Raw genomic sequence first — 21,265 nt, 5'->3', positions numbered from 1 at the left:
CCGCGGCGCCGGCCGCTTCCGCAATAGACGCCGCGGAGTACTGGATCGCCCGGTCAAGCCGGGCGATGACAGCGGTATTTGTGGCGTACCAGTTGCGTAAACGTATGAGCGTGTGATGGCGTATGCGGCAACAGCCGGGGAGATGAATGCAGCGGTTCGGGCCGCGCCCGGCGTGTTGGCGCTCCAGCGCGCGCTGGTATGGCTGGTCGGCGCCTCCGGCGCGATCGTGTTCATCGAGCCGAGCCCCTACGAGATCGTGACGCTGCTGGCCACCGTCACCTTCTTCGCCACCGGACTGCGTCTGCGGCTCGCTTTGATGCCGCTGGTGCTGATGCTGGTCCTGCTCAATATCGGCTATACGATCAGCGCGATCCCGCTGTTCGAGCAGTCCGAGGTGGTGAGCTGGATTGCGACCTCCTGGTACATGGCGGTGACGGTCGTGTTCTTCGCCATGGTCACGTCGGAGGACACCGCTGCCCGGCTCGACATGCTCCGCCGCGGGCTCGTGATCGGCGCGATGGTCGCCTCGCTGTCGGCGGTCGCCGGCTACTTCCACCTGGTTCCCGGCGGCGACGACCTCCTCACACTGTACGGACGCGCGCGCGGCACCTTCAAGGATCCGAACGTGCTCGGCGCCTTCCTGATCCTGCCGGCGCTGTTCTCGCTGCAGAGCGTCGTCTCCGACAAGTTCGGCAAGGCCCTCCGCAACGTCATCGCCTTCGGCATCATGTCGCTCGCGATCCTGCTCGCGTTCTCCCGGGCCGCCTGGGGCGGGCTGGTGCTGACATCCGCCTTCATGCTGGCGCTGATGGTGCTGACCAGCCGCACCAACGCGCAGCGCTCGCGCATCATCGTCATGGCGATTTTGGCCGCGGTGCTGGGCCTCGCGCTGATCGCGGTGTTGATGTCGTTCGATTCCACCGCCGAAATGTTCAAGCAGCGCGCGAGCTTCGACCAGAGCTACGACGAAGGCAGGTTCGGCCGGTTCGGCCGGCACATCCTGGGAGCGGAGATGGCGCTCGACCTGCCGTTCGGCATCGGCCCGCTGCAATTCCACCGCTTCTTCCCCGAGGACACCCACAACTCTTATCTCAACGCCTTCATGTCGGGCGGCTGGCTGTCCGGCATCTGCTACCCCGCGCTGGTCTTCACGACCGTCATCATGGGCGTCAGGCACATCTTCGTGCCGGTGCCCTGGCAGCGCGCTTATCTGGCGGTGTTCTCCGCCTTCGTCGGCACCGTCGGAGAAAGTTTCGTGATCGACACCGACCACTGGCGGCATTTCTGGATGATGCTGGGCGCGATGTGGGGCATGATCGCGGCTGCGCAGATCTACAAGATCAGGGCTGGCGACGAAGCTTCTTCAGCTTGAGATCGGGGCGTTTCTCGGGCGGCGTGTCGAGCAGGCCTTTCAGCGCCGCGGTCGCCGCCAGCACGCCCTTGTAGCCCTCATTGGCGAAGCGCAGCAGCAGGCACAATTCCTGGTCGGAATAGCCGCCAAAAACCTTCTCCATCGCCTGCTGCATCGGCACGTAGAACTGGCCGAGCCTTTCGATCGCCTCCGGCACGACGGCAATGAAGACCTTGCGACGATCGGCATCGTCGCGCTCACGACGGACCAGGCCCGCCTTTTCGAGCCGGTCGACCACGCCGGTGATGGCGCCGGTCGTGAGCCCCGTGACTTCGGCGAGCCGGCCGGCGGTGACGCGGCCTTCGAGGTACAGGATGTCCATGCATTCGAGGTCGGAATTGGCGATTCCGGCAACGTTCGCAACGGTCTGGCCATAAAGCACGCCCTGCGCGGACGACCTGCGCATCGCCTCCTCGAGCTCCTGCAACAGCGCGGCGCGCGCCTTCGTCCTTGACAAGGCAAACCTCGTATCTTAGTCGATATATATCTTAGTCACTAAGAGATTTAGCGACTGTAATTCTCCTAGCACCACGGAAACGTCGGGAGCAAGCCATGTCCTATCGTCCTCGCAAGGCCCTGATCATCGGCGCCGGCATCGCCGGCCCCGTCGCGGCGGTCCTGCTGCGCCGCGCCGGCATCGAGTCCGCGATCTACGAAGGCTGGCCCTATTCGAAAGGCATCGGCGGCGGCCTTCAGATCGCGCCGAACGGCATGCAAGTCATGGACGAGATTGGCCTTTCGAATGAGCTGATCAGCCGCGGCTCGATCGCGGAATCCTTCGACTTCTATTCGCAAGGCGGAGAGAGGCTCGGATCGATCAACCGCGACATGGCGCGACGTTTCGGCCAGCCCGCGGTCAATGTCTGCCGCGCCACGCTGAACGAGATGCTGATCGACAAGGCCTGGTGCGCATGCGTTTCGCTCTATTTCGAGAAGCGCCTGATCAAGATCGAGGATCGCGCCGACCAGCCGATCATCGCCTACTTCGCCGACGGTACCACGGCCGAAGGCGACTTCGTGATCGGCGCCGACGGCGTGCACTCGGTGACGCGGCGCCAAGTCGTCCCGGACGGGCCGCAGCCGTTCGATACCGGACTGATCGGCTTCGGCGGCTTCGTACCGCACGCCGTCCTCGATGGCCGGCCGATCGGCCGGCACGTCGAAACCACGTTCGGACAGAGCGGCTTCTTCGGCTACGGCTATTGCAGCCCCGATCCGAACGACGGCGTGATGTGGTGGAGCACGCAACCCGCGCACGGCATGGACGCGGCGATGTTTCGCGCGCTCGACCATGCAACGCTGAAGCAGCACCTGCGCGGCTTCCACCGCGGCTGGCACGATCCGATCCCTGGCATCATCGAGGCAGCCGAGAACATCGTGGTCACCGACACGCTCGACGTCGCCACCCTGCCGACCTGGTCGCGCAAGCGCTCGCTGCTGATCGGCGATGCCGCCCATGCGACCAGCCCCCATGCCGGCCAGGGCGCCTCGCTCGCGCTGGAGGATGCGATGCGCCTCGCCCGGTTGATGCAGCAAGGCCGGGAGCTCGGCGCCACCTTCCAGGCCTTCGAGGCCGAACGGCGCCCGCGCACGGAAAAGATCGTCGCCATGGCCCGCCGCAACGGCAACAACAAGCGCGAGTTCAGCGCCACCGGCGCGTGGATTCGCAATCAGATGATGAAATGGCTGCTGCCGCTGGGCGCGAAAAGCATGGAGTTCATGTACGCCTACGACGCGCGGGCGGTGTAGTGGCACGAACGCTGTCATCCCCGCCTTGTGCGCACTTGCGCACTGCGGCGGGCATCCAGTACGCCGCGGCCTCTCGATTCAATCGGTGCCGTCTCTGGAATACTGGATCGTCCGGTCGAGCCGGACGATGACACCGTGATTGCGGCAAGTGACCGCCTCTACTTCTCCACCGCGAACGTCAGCCCGGCATTCTCGACCAGCCGCTTGATCAGCTTGTGCTGCATCGCCGCGCCCGGGGTCCAGAAGCCGGCTGCGACGTCAGTCGTGTCCCGCAGCATGCAGATGGCGCATTCGGAGATCATCTTCGAGGTCGAGCCGTAGCCGGGATCGCGGTCGCCGGTGACGCCGGCGCGAACCATGCGGCCATCGGGTGCGATCGCGACATAGAGCAGATCGAACAGACCGTTTTCACGCTCTTCCTTCGACGGCCCCTCGCCCGGCTTCGGTGCGTCGGGGCCGGTCTTGCCTGCATTGGCAGCCATTACGAGCTTGGCGTTGGCCTCCCCCTTCTCGCCGGGACCGGTCAGGACCATCTCATCGTAGACGAAGTCCTGGCCGTAGGGGAATCCCATCAGCATGTTGGAGCGGTGAACGTTGCGCGTGTTGATCAGCGCCATCGTGAACGGCGCGGCCCAGGATTGCAGATCCTCCTCGAAGGCGGCCCTGTTGCCTTTCGGCTGCTTCGGGCCGGTGAAGCCGGGCGTCAGCGCAAAATGATCGTTGAGAATCGCGACAAGGCTGAGATCCTTGGCCACCGCATCGAAGGTCGCCTTAGCGCTGGCGGCGGTGCCGCCCGAGAGCGTGCCCCGCATGTCGCGCACACGCCCTTTCACCCGCGGGGCCGGCGCGCCGAAGACACGTTTGGCCTCTTCCTGGACGAAGAACGTACCGAGCTCGAACGGCACGGAATCGTAGCCGCACGACAACACGATCCGCGCGCCGCTCTCTTTTGCAGCCGCCTCGTACTTGTCGATCATCTGGCGCATCCAGATCGGCTCGCCGCAGAGATCGAAATAATCCGTGCCCGTGGCCACGCAGGCCGCGAGCAACTCCTCGCCGTAGAGCTGGTACGGGCCGACGGTGGTGATCACCGACATCGTCTGCTCCGCCATCGCCTTCAGCGAAGCCGCATCCGAGGCATCCGCGACAATCAACGCCGTATTCCCGGGCGCGCCGATCGCATCGCGGACCGATTTCAGCTTGCCGAGGCTGCGGCCTGCCATCGCCCATTTGAGCGCGTGGTCGCTCTTGTAACGCTGGGTCAGGTATTCGGCGACGAGCTGGCCGGTAAAACCGGTCGCGCCATAAACGACGATGTCGAATTTCGCAGAGCTCATGATCCGCCTTTGCTTTACTTCTTCGCGTAGCTCACGCCCATGCCGGCACGGACGTCGCTTTGAATACCATAGGGCGGGATCGGATAACGCAGGCCGTTCTTGGCCAGCGCCTTCATGCCCACAACCGCCTTGGCGAGATGTTCCGGCTTCAGGGCCATCAGCATCTCCTCGTCCGGCACGCCGCCATAGCGCCGTTCGGCGTAGCATGGCAAGGACAGGCTGGGCTCACCGCTCTTGAGCGCCCTGCCCCAGGAATCGGCGCAAGCGGTCTCGCCGACCACGCCCCATTCGAACTTCTTGTAGCCGGTGTATTGCAGCCCGTTGATTAGGATGATCATCTGCCCCGGCGTGGCATAGACGAGACAAATGTCCGGCGGATCGAGCCGGCCGCTCGCCAGCGGACTGACCGCGAGCGCCTGATATTGCCCGAACGGAACCACGTCCAGCGCCTCCTGGCGCTTGCGTGCGTCCTCCGCCGTGCCGTGCCAGACCCCGACATAGTTTTCGCCGGCGAGCCATTTCTCGTCCTGCGGTGCAAGGCCGATCACCGCGCGGCATTGCGCGCCGACGAGATCATCGGCCGTGATGCCCACGGTCCAGCCCAGACGCGCGGCCATGCTGACGATCTGGTCGGTGGTGTGGACCGCGTTCGGCCGCCGGACTTTCGGGATTGCCTCCATGTCCGCGGTCCGCGCGAACAGCTTCATGCCGATCACCGTGGTCTTCAGTCGCAACAGGCTGTTGAGATCGGCGACGAGGCCGGCAAGATCGATGCTGTCTGCACTCTGCTGTTGCATGGCGTCCTCCCGGCCGGCAGTGGCGCGCCGGCTGTTATTGCTTCTTGAACGGTTCTAGTCCTTCGCCGGTCCCGGGAGCAACTCGCCAGTCCGGCCCATCAGGCGGTAGGCGATGAGCCCGATCCATTCGCGCACGGCGACCTCGGTTCGGCCGAGCCCGTCCGTGCCGACATTGGTGAAAGAGAAGAGATCGTCACGCCCGCCCATTCGCCAGTCAACCGGATAGGCTTCGACGTCAAATCCCGCCTTGCGAAAGATCCCCATCGAACGCGGCATGTGAAAGGCCGACGTGACCAGGAGCCAGCGTTCGCCCGGTTTGGGCGCCACCAATTGTTTGGTGAAGATGGCATTCTCGTAGGTGTTGCGGGAGTCCCGCTCGAGGATCAGGCGCTGCTTCGCGATGCCCAGATTCTCCAGGATGGGCGCGGAGTAGTCGGCCTCCCGGGAGTCCGTCGAAACCAGGTTCGCGGTGCCCCCGGTGAAGACAATGCGCGTGTTCGGATAGCGGCGCGCGAGCTCGGCCGGCGCAAACAGGCGATCGGCCGCGTGCGCGACGACCGGCGTGCGGTGCGCCGCCGACAGATCGGTGTCGATCGAGCCGCCGAGCACGATGATGCCATCGGGCGCACCGCGCGACGGATCCCACGGCGGAAAACGCGACTCCAGCGGATAGAGCAAGAGGTTGCCGAGCGGCGAAAACGCGGCGAGCGCCAGCAGGATCAGCGTGGCCGCGGCGAGCTTGCGGCCGAAGGCGGCAAAGCGCGTCGCCATCAGGACGACCGAGACGATTCCGAGCTCGATCATCAAGTTGATCGGCAGCACCGCTGCGCCGAGGGTCTTGGACAGGACAAAAAGCAGGGGAGCCTCGCTGGAATGATCGTGCCTGTTGCGCGCGGGCTTGACCCGCCCGTCGATCTTCAGAAAGCTTCTTGGAAGAGGATCGATTGCCTGGTCAAGCCCGGGCCTGTGAAACGGACGGACGCCACATGACCCATCACCACCTGCATTCCAGCCCCGAGACCTGCCATTGGGGGTTCTTCGAGGCTGCGCTCAAGCCCGTCCTCACCATCGCGAGCGGTGACGAGGTCACGGTCGACACCATCAGTGGCGGTCCGGACATGCTGCCCGACCGCAGCAAATTTCACATTCCGCCCGAGATGCACGAGGTTCATGCCCAGAACGAGCGCATGCTGCCCGGCCACATCCTCACCGGCCCGATCGCGCTCGAGGGCGCCGAGCCCGGCGACGTGCTCGCGGTCGAGATCCTCGACGTCCAGCTCCGGCAGGATTGGGGCTGGAACATGATCAAGCCGCTGTCCGGCACCCTGCCCGACGATTTCCACGAGACGCGCATTCTGAACATCCCGCTCGACCGTTCCCGGATGGTCGCCCGCATGCCGTGGGGGCTGGACCTGCCGCTCAAGCCGTTCTTCGGCGTGATGGGCGTTTCGCCGCCGCCGGCCTGGGGCCGCATCTCCTCGCTCGTTCCTCGCGCCATGGGCGGCAATCTCGACAACAAGGAGCTTGGCGCCGGGGCGACGCTGTATCTGCCGGTGTTCGTCCCGGGCGCGCTGTTCTCCTGCGGTGACGGCCATGGCGTGCAGGGCGACGGCGAGGTTTGCGTCACCGCGATCGAGACCGCGCTTCAGGGCCGCTTTCGCCTGACGCTGCGCAAGGACCTCAGGCTCGATTATCCCCGTGGCGAGACGGCGACGCATTACATGACCATGGCGATGGACCCCGATCTGGACCAGTGCGTGGTGCGGGCGCTGCGCGACATGATCGTGCTGCTCGGCGAGAGGCGCAATTTGTCGCGCGAGGACGCCTATACGCTGTGCAGCCTGGCGGCCGATCTGCGGGTGACCCAGACCGTCAACGGCTCCAAGGGCATCCATTGCATGATCGAAAAGACGATCGTGCACGGCTGAGCCGACCGGCCCACTCCTGACCGGTCGAAGCCACGCCGCCGCCGGCCTGCCGCGCGGCGTGCCTTGTCATGCCTAAATTTCCCTCGCGATTCCAACGGGCTGACCAGGCGCCGCAGCCTGCATTTGACTTCTGCCTCCAAACCTAAATAGAGTCTTAATCGTAACTTTTATGTACCCGAGTAAGAGGCTAGCGTTCGGCCATGGCCACCGAAAAAGCCGAGACTGACCGCATTCCCGTAACCTTGGCGCTCTCGACCATCACCTATCTGGAGAAGCTGGTGAGACAGGGCACCCACGGCACCAGCGTTCCCGGCGTCGCACGTACCTTGATCGAGGAAGGCATCCGTCTCGCCATCAAGGACGGGCTTTTGTCGATTCGCGACAATGGCAGGACGTGAGCGCGCGCCGAACGTGAGGCGGACGGATCTCGAGAGGCGGATGGCCGACATCTGCAACCTGGGACCGTTACACATGCCTGTTCTCTCACCCACCTGGACCGACGAACGCATCGAACTTCTGAGGCAGCATTTCGAGGCCGGGCTCTCCTGCCGCGAGATCGCCGCCGACATTGGCGTCAGCCGCAACGCCGTGATCGGCAAGCTGTCTCGCCTCAATCTCACGCGCGGCCGAACCATCGACGATCGCAAGGTTCACGACAGGGGCCTGGCGCCGGCGCGCGCGCCGCGGACCGTGCCGCGGCTGCAATATGAGATGCTCGCCACGATCTACGGCGAGACCGGTGCGCCGATGGTCACCGGTCCGATCGACGACGCCAATCGCTGCTCGAGCTTGCCGAGAACCGCTGCCGCTGGCCGATCTCGACGCCTGGCGCGGACGATTTCTGCTTCTGCGGCAACTCCGCACCCGACGGCCAGTCCTATTGCGCCGGCCACAGCCGCCTCGCCTACCGGCCGAATTCCCGCGCGCGCGTCATGCGCGGCTAGAGCCAAGTCCTGGAGGCGAGTCCTGGAGCCATGCCCAAAACGAAAAACCTCCGGCAGGGCATTGCCGGAGGTTTCTGGAGGTTTAGCATCAAGTCAGAGCCGCAACTTTCGTCATCGGCTGGAAGTAATATAGCTTAGTAGCTCAGGTAAGTAAATAAATTTGGGCCCATCGATTCGCATGGCACGTCTTCGCCGCCCGCACGCGCCGGATTTTCCGAAGGCCCGCTCGCAAAGAAGCCCACCTCATAAAAAAGCCCCGGCGGTGTCCCGCCGGGGCTGCGTCCTATCCGAAGGTCTTGAGCTTACCAGTTGCGCTGGGCGCGAACCAACAGGCTGTAGGTGTCCTGGTCCTTCAGCTCATAGGTCGCCGCGGGCTTGGCAACGCTGGTGAGCGCCGGCGTGGTGATCACGCCCGAGTACTTCTGGTCAAGATGGCTGTAGGTGAAGTCAGCCGAGAAGGTCAGGTTCTTGATCGGGGTCCAGCGGGTGATGACACCGATCTGGCCGATGTTGAAGTCCGGGTTGCAGGCGCCGGTCAGGGTCGCGAACGCGGCGCTGCCGCAGATCATGCCCTTGGCGGTGCCGCTGTAGTTGACGGCAGCCCACGCACCATAAAGCGCCGAATTCCAATACGGGCTCCAGTTGTGAGTGTAGGCACCACGGAAGCCGTAGGTCTTGGTCAGCTCGAGACCGCTGCCGGGTGCGAACACCGCGTCAGACACGCCGGCGAAGCCGATGCTCTGATACGCGCCGCCCGAACCGCCGAACATCGAGTAGCTGGTCGCTGCCAGCTCCTGGAAGTTGTAGCGGCTCGCGCCGTCGGTGTAGACGCCCGAGATGTTGATCACGTCGCCTGCACCGGTCGGGATGTTCTTGATCGACAGCGCCAGCTGGACGGCCCAGCCCCACTTGTCTTCAGGATGACCGGTAACTTCGCTCGCGCCGTAATAGCCGACGTGGTTGTCGTGCGCAGCGACCGAGGCCTGGAACAGGCCCCAGGCCTGGTCGACGCGGAGCGTGCCGACGAGATCGGGGGAGCGGGTGCCGCCGAGATCGTTGGAGCCGTAGGCACCGCCGAGGACGCCGGCGGTGGACATGCCGGCCGTATTCCAGAGCGCGGTCTGGAACACCTGCGTCTGGTCCTGGGCCGAGACGATCGCCGTCACGCCCTGGCCGAGATCGGCAGTGTAGGTGAACTGGGCAACACCGTTGGTGGTGCCGCTGCCGCCGACGAGCTGGTCGAAGTTGTTGCCGGGATAGTTGATCCAGGGCGCGTCGAACTGCGACACGGCCTTACCCATGGTGAAGCCGGCGAACTGGATGAAGGCGTAGTAGACGCCGAGCGCGCCGCCCGAGATCGTGCCGTCGGTGCCGTTGACGGCGCCGCCGCTGGAGCCGATCAGGCTCGTGCCTGCGGCGTTGAGGCCGAGCGTACCGCTGTACTGGGTCGCACCCGTTCCCGAACCGGCGCCGACATAGTTGCCGGTCGTCCAGGTGAAGACCGCATCGAAATAGGTGCGGACCACGCCGTATTCGGTTGCGGTGCGGGTGTCGATGTTGAGATCTTCACGAGCGCGCATCGAGTAATAGTTGGTCAGGCGGTTGTTGGCCGCGAAGACGTTGTTGTACTGGGCGCTGTAATTGCCGCCGGCATTGAGCGCCACTTCGGCACGCAGATAGCCGCCCAGCTTGATGCAGGTGTCGCTGCCCGGGATGTAATAGAAACCCGCGCCGTAGAGCGAGCAGACCTTCACATACTCGACCGCCTTGGCCTTGACCGGAAGATCAGCCGCCTGAGCTCCACCGACGGCGATCAGACCCGCCGCAGTGCCGAGCAAAAGGCTCTTCACCACTTTCATATTAAAACCTCCAAGTTGCTCATTTTACGAAGACCGGACCGTGAGGCCCCCCAACATCCCCGTCTTTGAAATCCGCTCGGCCGCTTTGCGCTTCGGACACACCCTCTTTCGACGCGAGGGACGTGAGCAAACCACCTGCAACGGGACGATCGAGTACCCCCCACCGCCACGAAGCAATATGCCTGCGCCTTTCGGTAATCAAAATACCTTATTTAGTCAGCTTTGTTGGTTTTGCTAAACCTGTGCCCCGTTCGCAACACCATTGCGAACCGATTCCGTGAGCTGATCATCTTTGTAGTTTTACTGACAAAATTACCCTGCTCTGCACTTGCGTCAGAGCAGGCTTGCGTGGACTATGGCTTGCACGACACCGGCCGCATACAAATCAGATCACGGGAGTGACGCTGTGTCAGCGACGAGGAAAGAAGGGGCGCGCCTCCGCACCATCGGCAATCTGGATATCATCAGGCGCTTCACCTGGGAGATATCGTCGATCAACATGTATCTGGAGGAGCTGCGTCAGTTCTGGGCGAGAACGCTCGGCATCAGCGGCCCGCAATGGCTGATCCTGATGGCGATCTCCGACCTCGACAAGGACGACGGCATTCCGGTCAACGTCGTCTCGAAACTGCTCCACGTGGATCCGTCGTTCGTCACCACCCAGTCCAAGCTGCTCGAGAAGAAGGGCCTGTTGCGCCGCCGCCCCTCGCCGACCGACGCAAGGGTGGTCCGACTATCACTGACCGAGAAGACGCAAAAGCACCTGGCGAGCCTCAACGAGCAGTACAAGACGATCAAGGAATTCGTCTTCCAGGAGTTCGACGAGAAAGAGCTGACGGAATTCACCACCAAGCTCGCGATGTTGAAGACCCGTCTCGAAAAAGCCTGCGTCCGCCTGACCCTCGACTTCTGAGGCGACGTTCTCAGATGCGCCCCGCGGCGCCGAGCCGCGATTCCAGCCAATCGAAGATGTATTCATTGGCAAGGCTCGGATTGTCCGCATGGGCCTGCGCCGCGCCAGTTTCGGCCGCGGTGAACACCTTCAACATGACATCCGAACTGCCGAGCCGGGAGGTCTGGACGATCTGACGCGCCCGATCGGCCTTGAGCCAGCCGCCCTCGCCGAGCGTGATCAGCACCGGACAGTCGGCGCTGGAGGCCATCAGCGGAGCGTGCGGCACCGGAACGATGCTGACGTCGCTCATCGCGAATCGGCTGGCAAAGAAGGCCCGCTCGTGCAGGTCCCACAGGCCGCCATCGCAGACGGCGGCGGCAAGCCGCGGCTCCTGCAGCACCGCGCGCGCCACGAAGGAAGAGCCCCAGCCATCGGCGACGATCGCGACGCGCTCGAAGTCGACCTCGCTGCACGTCTCCAGATAGTCCATGACGCACGGAATCGCACTCTCGAGATCCCGGCGCCGCAACAGCGCGTCGAGATAATCGTCGCGCTGGTCGCCGAACAGGTCCAGCGCCAGCAGCGAAAAGCCGCGCTCGCGCGCGTGCGGCGCGAGCTTGAACAGAAACTCTTCCTTGCGATGGCCGGGCTCGCCGATGCAGATCACGGTCGGGGCTCGCACGCGTCCCAACGGCGCGTGCGCGGGCAGGAAATAGCCCTGCAACGAATGTCCGTCGAGCCAGGGTATCGTCACGACTTCCCCGGCAGGGTCGCGCGCGGCGAGGAAGCGGCGGGCGCAATCCTGCATCGCGAGGACCGCGACCCAGCGGCGCTCGTCCGCCGGATCGAGCGGCATTGCGGCCGCGCTGTAGTAATTCATGGCGCGCAGCCAATTGCGCTGCGCGGTCGCCCTGTGACCTTCCGCGAACGCGGCCTCGGCACGATGGCGATTGGCCTGCGCCAGCTTCTTCCACTCGCGATGCCAGGACTGGTCGTCGCCCCGCTTCAGCTGCCGCGCGATCATCAGGCATTCGGCGATCGTGGCGCCGCCGTCCTGGGCCGCGGTGAGGAGCCGCGTGAACTCAGCGGAGATGTCCTCTCGCTCCGGGCAAAGGATCCAGTCGTCGGAGAGGCATGCGGGTATCATCGGGAGCTACGCTCTGGTCATCGCCTTACACGTGACTGAATAAACTATTTTGGTTCCCTGACCAAGCTGCGGCGCGCCCAATGAGAGCCGTTCGAGATCACCATCGCTTGAACGCAGGGATGTGTCGCATGCGTGACATTCCAATGCGTCAGGAGTGGCCGACACGGCCAAGAAACGTCGGCAGCGAACTGGCAAGAGGTGGCACGTGAAATTGCCTGCGCGCCTCTTGCCATGATGCGCATCATACCTATATCGGCGCGCGCTCGTCGCCTGCGTCAGCCGAGCCGCCAGCCGACCTCCTGCGTAAAACTTTCGTAGAAGGCGCGGTCGTAGGCCTGCTCCGGCGTAGCACGAACGCGCTCGTCAAGGCGCTTTGCATCCTCGCCCACGAGAATGCGCCATTGCTCCGCCTTGACCCCGTCGAGGATGATCCTGGCGGCCTGAGCCGCCGTCGTCGGCGCATCCTCGAGGAAGCTGCGGGCGCGCTCGGCGAACGCCGCCTGGATGTCCTCGTCCGACATCTTGTCGGCATCCGGCACGCCGGCCGCGACCATGCGCTTGCGGGTCAGCGCGACCTCGTCGGCGTTGAGCCGCTCCGAGCCGTCGGCGCTCTGCACCTTGCGCGAATTGGAGACGATCGAGGTGCCGATATGGCCGGGCATCACCACCGAGCATTTGACGTGCGGCGCGTGCAGGCGAAGGTCGTTGATGAGCGCTTCGGTAAATCCCTTCACGGCGAACTTCGCCGAGCTGTAGGCGGTGTGCGACTGGTTCATGCCGATCGAGGCCCAGAAGCCGTTGACGCTCGCGGTGTTGACGATGTGGGCCTCGTCGGCCGCGACCAGCATCGGCAGGAAGGTGCGGACGCCGAGATAGACGCCGCCCCAGCAGATGTTGAAGGTGCGCTCCCACTGCTCGCGCGTGTTGGTGAACAGGCTGCCGCCGCCGCCGATGCCGGCGTTGTTGAACAGGAGGTGGATCCGGTCGGTCTTCTGCTGCTCGGCGAGCTCGTCGCGGAATCGCTTGAGATGATCCTCGATCGAGACGTCGGCGACATGGGTGGTGACGCGCAGGCCCTGCGGCAGCTTTTCGAGCTCGCACAGCTGCTTGGTTTCGGCCATCGCGGCTTCCGAGACGTCGCACATCGCGACATTGCAGCCCTCGGCGACGAGCTGCCGCGCGAGCTCGCGTCCCATTCCCGTACCGCCGCCGGTGATGACGGCGATCTTTCCTGCAAAATCATTCATGGGACTTTCGGCCCCTCCCTTGTCGGTATGTTTCTTCATGGCTACGCCACGCATCGGAGCGCGCGCAAAATGTAGCAGCGCCGCATCCGCAGGTAAAAGCGGATCGGCGCTGCCGTGCTCATCAGGAATTTCTGGGCGCGGACTATTCGGCCGCCTCGACCCGCCGCCCGTTCAACGCGCCGAGGCCGTCCAGCGCCTTGCGGATCGCCGCCTGCTGCGCGCTTGAGGGCTCCGGCATCGGCGCGCGCGGATAAGTCATGGGCAGGCCCTGCAGCGTCTGCGCATGGCGCGTGCAGGCCGGCAGATTGTCGGCGATGACAGCGTTCCACAGCGTCAGCAGCTTCTTGTGCAGATCGAGCGCGCGCGGATGATCACCCGCCTTCACCGCATCCCACAGCGCGACGGAGGCATGCGGCGCGGCGGTCAGGATCGCGGCGATCGAGCCATGGGCCCCCAATGTGTAGGACGGATACATCAGGGCATCGACCGCACTGTAGATCAGCTTGTCCGGCGCCATCATCATGAGGTCCGCGAACAGCTTCAGGTCGCCTGCGCTCTGCTTGACGCCAACCACCAGCGGCACCTCGGTCATGATCCGCGTCAGCAGCGCCGGCGACAGGTACGACCACGGCACCACGTTGTAGATGATGATGGGCATGCCGGTCTCATCCGCCATGGCGCGGAAATGCGCCACCATCGCCTCGTCGTCCGGCTTGAACAGATAATGCACCGGCGTGACCTGGAGCGCCGCGACATTCATGTCGCGCACCAGCTTGCCGCGGCGGATCGCATCGCGGGTGGAGTCGACGATGATGCCGGCGATGACGGGAATGCGCCCCTTCACCGCGGCGACCGTCGCTTCCATCAGGTCGCGATATTCCTCGTGATCGAGCGTATGCCCCTCGCCGGTCGAGCCGCCGGCCGCGACGCCATGCGCGCCGGCGCCGATCATCCAGTCGACCTGGGCTGCTACGAGGGTGTAGTCGATTTCGCCATCCTTCCGGAACGGCGTCGTCATCGGCGGGATTACGCCGGTCGGTCGTGTCTTCATGGTGTGCCCTCGCGTTTCCATATCCCTTGTGGCGGTCCCGCTCTTTTGGCGGGTGGCCGCGGTCTGAAAGCCTAGCGGCTACAAGCGGCCTGTGAAGCGCCACCGGCGCGGCGCTGCTCCCAGCATTCGACATCCCTGCGGTTATTATTGACCCGGTTCCCCGTATTTACCCGGCTTCGGTTTAGGGGCAATTTTTTTACAATCCGAATCGTTAAATGGAGTCCGGACGCTGGGTCGAGACGGCCAGGTCAGCGTGTTGTTTGCGTCACAGGCTCTGGCACTCCGCTTGCATCCTCTTCGTGGTCAGAAACTACCGATGAGGTGACTGGAATGTTCGTGACCGTCGTTGCCGTGCTCTGCCGGCTGAGTGCAGCCAGCTCAGGCAGTTGCATCGAGGAAATCGTGACCGACAGCAACATGACGCCCGAGATGTCGATGATGCAGTGTGCGATCGGCGCACAGGCTCCATTGGCGAAATGGATGGGCGAGCATCCGATCTACCACGCCAACTGGCGGCTCGATCGCTACAAATGCGTTCCGGGTCGCTACGAGGTCAAGGGCCACGCCTAAGGCCCCGCAAAACTACCGACACCAAGACGACGGACCAAGACTAAAAACGAGGAAACGCCCCGGAGGCCGACTGGTCTTTCCGTGCGGGCATCGACAGCGCCAGCCCCCATTGCGGCGGCGCGCTTTGTGACAACGATCACACCTTCCCCTTAAGCCACCGCCCGCAGAATGATCGCACGCGCGCCTCGCCCCTCCGGCGTCGGCATCAGCGCGTAATTGTGCGGCTGGTCACGGAGCAGATGCAGCTCGACCGGCACGCCCGCCGCCCGCGCCCCGGCATCAAACTACAGAGTGGCTGATCCAGGTTTGAGTCGAGGGAGCCCATCAATTACTCGAGCGACGACGCTCAGCATGCTAGTCGCAAAGATTCGAGCCTCGACCAGTCTTTCGTCTTGTTCAAGGTCCAGCTGTAAGACTGACGCTAACCATTCGGCCTTGTTTCTGGGGGAAAAGCTCCTGCAAAAGCCTTCTAGCTCTCCCTCCCTTAAGATCAGAAGACCTATGGCCTGCGACGCAACACATATCTTCTCGAAGGCATTGATCAAATCTGAATCGGCAAATCCTCGATACCCGTCTTCTTTGATCCTTTGCCAAGGTGAAGCGCTCTTTCCCATCTCAGCTATTTGCTTCCGAGATTGGTCCGCAATGGCTTGGCTATTCCGCAACACAGCAGCGATCCGTTCAAGCTCCAGCGCGACTTCTATGGTTGAAGGCTCCAATCGTTTTGATTTCACTTTGGTTATCCCTATAGGTGAACCAGTGAACCAACGACATGAGTCAACTTGGAAGTGAATTGAAATGGACAGGACACTAATGTGTAGACAGGAAAAAGAGAGAGAAAATAGAGCACAAGAGAGACCGCGCCCAACTGCCCGGGGTACGGCGACGGTGGTAAATGGTAAGGGCGGGGCTACAACGCAACAAATAGAAAGAAATCGCTGCGCCGCCCGACGTAGGCTTCACAATCGTTATCGCCTGGGCCAGCCTATCAAGAAGCCAGTGGCCTTGTTTCTGAAGGTAGAAAGGGTAGGAGCAGCGAGCACACCCCGAAGCGGATCCATAATCGCGATGTAGTCGGTGTTGTCCCGCTGAATCCCATAAGCGACGACTACATGAGCTGGGTTTTTCCCTTCCATTACTATGTAGAGATGGTTCCCGGACGTCCCCGCCAGAGGAAACATCTTTTCGTATACATAGTCGAACGTGAGGTCGGCTCTGTCGATTTCCTCGTAATCCATGTTGATCGAGAGGCTGTTTGCAATCTCACCAAAGTACGCAAGATCGAGCGCATTTCCATTGCAGTACATCTGAAACATTTGGATGATTGAGCTATATGACCAACTGACCCCGCGAGTGGCTTCAAGCCAGGAGCTAAGGGCGCAAGCCCAACACACGGGCAGTGAAACTTCGTCGTCGCCAGTTCCTACCGATGGTTGCTTTACAATTCGGGGTTTCGATAGACGATACGTGACCATCTGATACCCTCATTCCCGACAGCATGATCCCCAGATCAAAGCCCGTACTGTGTCTTCATTGTTGCTGCTAAGTTCAAGCGCAGGCAAGAATTGTATTGCGGCCAACCGAAGCCGTTCTTCAATCCGCTCGAAGCCCTCGAAGCCGTCCATTAATCCGCGCGCTCGTTCGCACCGAATCGCAGCGCCCTCGCGCGCTGGATTGCAGCGCGTTAGTTCTGCTGACTAGTGCTCCGTTACGCTGCGTTACGCTAATTGCAGCACTTTTTCATGGATTCGAACCCCTTCTTTTCGAGGGCTTCCAGAGTTGCGTAAATCGTCGCCATCGGAACCGCCTTGCGCACCGCAGAAGGGCATACGTCGCCTGGCCGTTTGCCGTTTAGGGCCGCCTCCAATGCGGCAACCTTTTCCTCAAGCGCCTTCGTCCGATCAGGTATCGTCCCGAGTTCCTTCCATAGCGGTACGTCGTTTAGCCACTTACGGACGTCGTCGATTACTCCGATTGCCCTACCGCCTGGTGTGCGACTTGGAAATCAGATAGGTGAGGAACGATGCGCATGCTCCGATAAAGAAGATCGCGTCAGCTTCATCAACGTCCGCTTCAGCCTCACTTAAGAGCGCATGTCGGATGCCCTTCTCATCGCTCGTATATCCATAGAGTGATAGGAACGCCTTTTTAAGCGCCGGATGGAGCAATCCTCTGTTCTAATCCCGACAATGCCTTCGAAAGATCGCCAGTAGGTTCGAGCACGCGCGCAACTGACTCCGCTGCGCTGATACTTTCACGAACGCTTGCTGGGTAATCTCCTTCGGTGAGTTTCGAAGCAGCATTTTTTAAGTGAGTTTTTGCGCCACCGAATTGCGAAGCAGATAATGCTGCGTTCGCCTGGATAAGCGCGTCGGCTTCCTCTGTTGAGGCAGTCGGCCAGAACACACCGTCTTCAATGCGGTAAGCCGCGCGGCAGTTCTCTAATACCAACTGAACTGCTGGACCGAGATCAGGCGGACAATTTGGGTGCCGAAGAACAGCCTGAAGCCAACCGTACACCTGGCATTCGGCTTTTTCGAACAAGTCACCGATCTTGGTGACGATCCCGTTCGGATTGAATTTGTCGATGCGAACGTGGTGGTGGTCGACATGCAGATCCTTCAGAATTCTGGACCAGTTTCCACGATAATGGAGAATGTCGGTGTAGGCTCGATCAAGCCTTGCATGAATGCAGGCCCAAAGCTTCGCCCGAAGTTCTCGACTAAGTTCCTTGCGGTCGAGCTGCGCCGGGAGAGGTGCCAAACCCTCGGCTTGTTCAAAGGTCAGCGATCTACGATCCGAGGTGCCCATGTGCCTGGCTCCGGGCGAATCAACGCGCGATGGTGGTACGCCCCACGTACACGCGGGCAAGCTGTCGTTGGTTATCCGGGCTATTCACATCCCGGCGACATAAGCCCGTTACCCTATCCGTTACCTTTGAGAAAATCCGGACGCCCTGAAATCCGGCTAAGTTTTGGTCGGAGCGAGAGGATTTGAACCTCCGACCCCTAGTCTCCCAGACTAGTGCGCTAACCGGGCTGCGCCACGCTCCGAACGTCGTTCCATTAGCTAGGATCGCCGGTTTGCGCAAGGCGAGGTCACACCATTTTGCTGCCTCTGCCGAAACGCCCCCGGAACTTGCCCAAAGCCAAGGGAGTCCGGCATCAGGCGTCCTTCAGCGCCTGATCCAGCATTTCGCGGCAGGCGATGAGCTCGGCGAGCACCCGTCCGAGGCGCTCCCGGTCGATGGCGCTGGGGCCGGCGGGCGCGGCGGGGGTGCCGCCCTTGCGGAAGGTGGTGAGGATTTCCTCGTCGTCGGTCTCGGAGAAGCGGAAGTCGATGCCCTCCTCCTCCTCGCCCTGGTAGTCGTCATCGTCGCTGTCGCGGGCGCCGCGGACGCCGGTCTCCTCCTCGGGCTCCATCAGGCTGGCGCCGACGGCGTCCTCGATGGCGCCGAACGAGACCGCGGCCGCGCTGTCGGCGAGGCCCTGCACCGATTTGACGCCGTGCTCTTTCAGGATCCGCTGCACCCCGCGGATGGTGTAGCCCTCCCCGTAGAGCAGACGGCGGATGCCTTTGAGCAGGTCGACGTCGTCGGGGCGGTAATAGCGGCGGCCGCCGCTGCGCTTCATCGGCTTGATCTGGGAGAATCGGGTCTCCCAGAACCGCAGCACGTGCTGCGGAATGTCGAGTTCCTGCGCTACTTCGCTGATGGTTCGGAACGCATCCGGCGCCTTGTCCAAATGCCAAATCCTTATCCAGAGGGCGGATTACGCCTCGGGTTGCGCCTTGCTGGCGTCGCCATTGGTGCGGTGCTGGGCGTTGATCCGCTGCTTCAGGATCGCCGACGGCTTGAACACCATGACCCGGCGCGGCGAGATCGGCACCTCGGTGCCGGTCTTCGGGTTGCGACCGATGCGCTGACCCTTCTTGCGGACCATGAAGGAGCCGAACGAGGACAGCTTCACCGTCTCGCCTTTCTCAAGGCAATCGGTGATCTCCTTCAGCACGAGTTCCACGAAGGCGGACGATTCCGTGCGCGACAGCCCCACCTTCTGGTAGACGGCCTCGCACAGATCGACACGCGTTACGGTTTTACTTTGATCGGTCATCGCCCTGCCCCACATCACGGCGAACAATTGTTGTCTGAAATTATGAGCTTACGATACAGCGGTCAACAGCGCTCATCAATGCAGGCGCATCGATAATCCGCGCTGATTCGGGCAAAATTTTACCGAGTGTGGCTTACCAGCGCACCAGCGCGGAGCCCCAGGTGAAGCCGCCGCCCATGGCTTCGAGCAGAACCAGGTCGCCGCGCTTGATGCGGCCGTCCTTGCGCGCCACCGACAGCGCCAGCGGGATCGAGGCCGCCGAGGTGTTGCCGTGAAGGTCCACCGTCAGCACCACCTTCTCCGGCGCGATATGGAGCTTGTGCGCGGACGCGTCGATGATTCGCTTGTTGGCCTGGTGCGGCACGAACCAGTCGATGCTGTCGGCATTGAGCCCGGTCGCCTTGAAGGCGTCGACGATCACGTCGGTGATCATGCCGACCGCGTGCTTGAAGACCTCGCGGCCCTCCATGCGAAGATGGCCGACAGTCTGGGTCGAGGACGGGCCGCCGTCGACGAACAGCTTCGCCTTATGACGGCCGTCGGAGCGCAGATGCGTGGTCACGATCCCGCGGTCGGTCGCGGCATTGCCCGGCTGCTCCTGCGCCTCCAGCACCACCGCGCCGGCACCGTCGCCGAACAGCACGCAGGTGCCGCGATCGGTCCAGTCGAGGATGCGCGAGAAGGTTTCCGCGCCGATCACCAGCGCGCGCTTGAAGGCGCCGGTGCGCAGGAAATTATCGGCGGTGGCGAGCCCGAACACGAAGCCCGAGCACACCGCCTGAAGGTCGAAGGCCGCGCCATGGTTGATGCCGAGCCCGTGCTGCACGGCGACCGCGCTCGCGGGGAAGGTGTTGTCAGGCGTCGAGGTCGCGAGCACGATCAGGTCGATCGACTGCGCGTCCACGCCGGCGTCCGCGAGCGCAGCCTGCGCCGCCTTCAGCGCCAGATGCGAGGTGAACTCGCCCTCGGCCGCGATATGCCGCTCGCGAATGCCGGTGCGTTGCACGATCCACTCGTCGGACGTGTCAATGCGCGCCGCCAATTGGGCGTTGGTCACCACCTGCTCCGGCAAATAAGAGCCGCAGCCCAGCACGACCGAACGAATTTGAGTCACGAAACAGCCTCCTGCGCGGCCTGCACGGAACTGAGTGCACCACCTTCGCGATTGAGCATCTGATTGATCTTGTTGAGGAGATCGAATTTGACCATCTCATAGCCAACATCGATCGCATAGGCAAAGCCTTCGGCAGCGATTCCGCCATGGCTCTTGACCACGATCCCGTTCAACCCCAGCAACACGCCGCCGTTGGATTTGTTCGGATCCATCTTGTTGCGCAGGGCCTGGAAGGCGTTGCGCGCAAAGAGATAGCCGAGCTTTGACAGCCAGCCCCGCTTCATCTCGTCCCGGAGCAATTCCGCCATCTGCCGCGCGGTTCCCTCCGCGGCCTTCAGCGCGATGTTGCCGCTGTAGCCCTCGGTGACGATGACATCCGCCACCCCCTTGCCGATGCCGTCGCCCTCCACGAACCCGAGATAGTCGAGCTCGGGCAGGTTCCTGGCGCGCAGGATTTCGCCGGCCTCGCGAATCTCCTCATGCCCCTTGATCTCCTCGACCCCGATATTCAGCAGGCCGACCGTGGGACGCTTTTTGTTGAACAACACGCTGGCCATCGCCGCGCCCATGATGGCGAGCGACACCAGATGATGCGTATCGCCGCCGATGCTGGCGCCGAGGTCGAGGACGACGGAATCGCCGCGCCTGGTCGGCCACATGCCGGCAATGGCCGGACGGTCGATGCCCGGCAGCGTGCGCAGGTGGAAGCGCGACATCGCCATCAGCGCCCCGGTATTCCCGGCGGAGACCGCAACATCCGCCTCGCCCTTTTTCACCGCATCGATGGCAAGCCACATGGACGAGGTCCTGCGGCCGCGCCGCAGCGCCTGGCTCGGCTTTTCCTCGCCGCTGACCGCGACATCGGTGTGGATGATCTTCGAGGCCGCCTTCAGCGCGGGGTGGCGGTCGAGCTCGGGTTCGATCTTGGCGCGGTCCCCGATCAGCAGGAATTCGATCTCGCGATGCCTTTGGAGCGAGATGGCGGCGCCTGGGATGACCACCGCGGCGCCGGCGTCGCCCCCCATGGCGTCAAGCGCGATGCGAACCTTGCTTGGCATAAAAGTCCTGGAAACCTGGGTCTGGTGCGGTCTTGAACGAGCGGGG

Annotated in this window: 21 protein-coding genes, 1 tRNA gene and 1 pseudogene; 7 read left to right on the top strand and 16 right to left on the bottom strand. The window is 62.9% G+C overall.

Annotated features, from left to right (window positions below; genetic code table 11):
- Positions 1-115: 115 nt before the first annotated feature.
- A complete protein-coding gene (locus tag IVB32_RS10280; protein ID WP_247369842.1) occupies positions 116-1,372 on the top strand; it encodes an O-antigen ligase family protein in 1,257 nt (418 codons plus the stop codon).
- Here the strand turns inward: IVB32_RS10280 and IVB32_RS10275 are convergent.
- Complete coding sequence (locus tag IVB32_RS10275; RefSeq protein ID WP_247370030.1) at positions 1,341-1,817, bottom strand: MarR family transcriptional regulator; 477 nt, start codon at positions 1,815-1,817, stop codon at positions 1,341-1,343. The two genes, IVB32_RS10280 and IVB32_RS10275, sit on opposite strands and share 32 nt — an antisense overlap.
- Positions 1,818-1,963: 146 nt before the next feature.
- Here IVB32_RS10275 and IVB32_RS10270 point away from each other — a divergent pair, with 146 nt between their 5' ends.
- Complete coding sequence (locus IVB32_RS10270; protein WP_247410288.1) at positions 1,964-3,160, top strand: FAD-dependent monooxygenase; 1,197 nt, start codon at positions 1,964-1,966, stop codon at positions 3,158-3,160.
- Between the two features lie 158 nt (positions 3,161-3,318).
- On the opposite strand, the gene IVB32_RS10265 is transcribed toward IVB32_RS10270, so the two are convergent.
- From IVB32_RS10265 to IVB32_RS10255, 3 genes are read right to left on the bottom strand one after another with little or no spacing between them, the layout of a single operon-like run.
- The gene (locus IVB32_RS10265) at positions 3,319-4,497 is read right to left on the bottom strand and encodes a saccharopine dehydrogenase NADP-binding domain-containing protein (RefSeq protein ID WP_204511369.1); all 1,179 of its coding nucleotides are present in this window, start codon (positions 4,495-4,497) and stop codon (positions 3,319-3,321) included.
- 14 nt (positions 4,498-4,511) lie between these two features.
- Positions 4,512-5,294, bottom strand: a complete 783-nt coding sequence (locus IVB32_RS10260; protein ID WP_018455136.1) for a DUF169 domain-containing protein — start codon at positions 5,292-5,294, stop codon at positions 4,512-4,514.
- Between the two features lie 54 nt (positions 5,295-5,348).
- Positions 5,349-6,098: a YdcF family protein gene (locus IVB32_RS10255; RefSeq protein ID WP_247410286.1), complete on the bottom strand. Its 750-nt coding sequence runs from the start codon at positions 6,096-6,098 to the stop codon at positions 5,349-5,351.
- 182 nt (positions 6,099-6,280) lie between these two features.
- Here IVB32_RS10255 and IVB32_RS10250 point away from each other — a divergent pair, with 182 nt between their 5' ends.
- From IVB32_RS10250 to IVB32_RS10240, 3 genes and pseudogenes are all read left to right on the top strand, one after another.
- Entirely contained in the window at positions 6,281-7,222 is a 942-nt protein-coding gene (locus tag IVB32_RS10250) for an acetamidase/formamidase family protein (protein WP_018455138.1), read from the top strand.
- A 200-nt stretch (positions 7,223-7,422) separates the two neighbouring features.
- On the top strand, positions 7,423-7,620 hold the full coding sequence (locus IVB32_RS10245) for a hypothetical protein (protein WP_007603456.1): 198 nt from the start codon (positions 7,423-7,425) through the stop codon (positions 7,618-7,620).
- A 73-nt stretch (positions 7,621-7,693) separates the two neighbouring features.
- A pseudogene (locus tag IVB32_RS10240) lies at positions 7,694-8,166 on the top strand (GcrA family cell cycle regulator).
- Between the two features lie 302 nt (positions 8,167-8,468).
- Here the strand turns inward: IVB32_RS10240 and IVB32_RS10235 are convergent.
- Positions 8,469-10,025, bottom strand: coding sequence for a porin (locus IVB32_RS10235; protein WP_247369835.1), 1,557 nt, complete (start codon positions 10,023-10,025; stop codon positions 8,469-8,471).
- A 406-nt stretch (positions 10,026-10,431) separates the two neighbouring features.
- Between IVB32_RS10235 and IVB32_RS10230 the strand changes: the two genes are divergently transcribed.
- Positions 10,432-10,938, top strand: coding sequence for a MarR family transcriptional regulator (locus tag IVB32_RS10230; RefSeq protein WP_007611061.1), 507 nt, complete (start codon positions 10,432-10,434; stop codon positions 10,936-10,938).
- 10 nt (positions 10,939-10,948) lie between these two features.
- Here the strand turns inward: IVB32_RS10230 and IVB32_RS10225 are convergent, their stop codons facing one another.
- From IVB32_RS10225 to IVB32_RS10215, 3 genes are all read right to left on the bottom strand, one after another.
- Positions 10,949-12,067, bottom strand: a complete 1,119-nt coding sequence (locus tag IVB32_RS10225; protein WP_247369833.1) for an alpha/beta hydrolase — start codon at positions 12,065-12,067, stop codon at positions 10,949-10,951.
- 275 nt (positions 12,068-12,342) lie between these two features.
- On the bottom strand, positions 12,343-13,314 hold the full coding sequence (locus IVB32_RS10220; RefSeq protein WP_247369831.1) for an SDR family NAD(P)-dependent oxidoreductase: 972 nt from the start codon (positions 13,312-13,314) through the stop codon (positions 12,343-12,345).
- Positions 13,315-13,456: 142 nt separating this feature from the next.
- Complete coding sequence (locus tag IVB32_RS10215) at positions 13,457-14,365, bottom strand: dihydrodipicolinate synthase family protein (RefSeq protein WP_247369828.1); 909 nt, start codon at positions 14,363-14,365, stop codon at positions 13,457-13,459.
- 330 nt (positions 14,366-14,695) lie between these two features.
- Between IVB32_RS10215 and IVB32_RS10210 the strand changes: the two genes are divergently transcribed.
- The gene (locus IVB32_RS10210) at positions 14,696-14,935 is read left to right on the top strand and encodes a hypothetical protein (protein WP_162496319.1); all 240 of its coding nucleotides are present in this window, start codon (positions 14,696-14,698) and stop codon (positions 14,933-14,935) included.
- Positions 14,936-15,219: 284 nt separating this feature from the next.
- Here the strand turns inward: IVB32_RS10210 and IVB32_RS10205 are convergent, their stop codons facing one another.
- From IVB32_RS10205 to plsX, 8 genes are all read right to left on the bottom strand, one after another.
- Positions 15,220-15,669: a hypothetical protein gene (locus tag IVB32_RS10205; protein WP_247410283.1), complete on the bottom strand. Its 450-nt coding sequence runs from the start codon at positions 15,667-15,669 to the stop codon at positions 15,220-15,222.
- A gap of 234 nt (positions 15,670-15,903) precedes the next feature.
- Positions 15,904-16,251 (bottom strand): hypothetical protein, encoded by a 348-nt coding sequence (locus IVB32_RS10200; protein ID WP_018455146.1) that lies wholly within the window; start codon positions 16,249-16,251, stop codon positions 15,904-15,906.
- A gap of 832 nt (positions 16,252-17,083) precedes the next feature.
- Positions 17,084-17,746, bottom strand: a complete 663-nt coding sequence (locus tag IVB32_RS10195) for a hypothetical protein (RefSeq protein WP_247369826.1) — start codon at positions 17,744-17,746, stop codon at positions 17,084-17,086.
- A gap of 164 nt (positions 17,747-17,910) precedes the next feature.
- Positions 17,911-17,988, bottom strand: a tRNA-Pro gene (locus IVB32_RS10190).
- 111 nt (positions 17,989-18,099) lie between these two features.
- On the bottom strand, positions 18,100-18,678 hold the full coding sequence (locus IVB32_RS10185; protein WP_007611070.1) for a MerR family transcriptional regulator: 579 nt from the start codon (positions 18,676-18,678) through the stop codon (positions 18,100-18,102).
- Positions 18,679-18,705: 27 nt separating this feature from the next.
- Positions 18,706-19,047: an integration host factor subunit alpha gene (locus IVB32_RS10180; protein WP_018456841.1), complete on the bottom strand. Its 342-nt coding sequence runs from the start codon at positions 19,045-19,047 to the stop codon at positions 18,706-18,708.
- Positions 19,048-19,180: 133 nt separating this feature from the next.
- Positions 19,181-20,161, bottom strand: a complete 981-nt coding sequence (locus IVB32_RS10175) for a beta-ketoacyl-ACP synthase III (protein ID WP_026233249.1) — start codon at positions 20,159-20,161, stop codon at positions 19,181-19,183.
- Positions 20,158-21,219, bottom strand: a complete 1,062-nt coding sequence (gene plsX / locus IVB32_RS10170; protein WP_018456843.1) for a phosphate acyltransferase PlsX — start codon at positions 21,217-21,219, stop codon at positions 20,158-20,160. The genes IVB32_RS10175 and plsX overlap by 4 nt, the downstream gene beginning before the upstream one ends.
- Positions 21,220-21,265 lie beyond the last annotated feature (46 nt).

The organism is Bradyrhizobium sp. 23 (assembly GCF_023073295.1).
GTDB classification, from domain to species: domain Bacteria; phylum Pseudomonadota; class Alphaproteobacteria; order Rhizobiales; family Xanthobacteraceae; genus Bradyrhizobium; species Bradyrhizobium canariense_D.
This window is presented reverse-complemented; position numbering and strand designations above follow the sequence as displayed.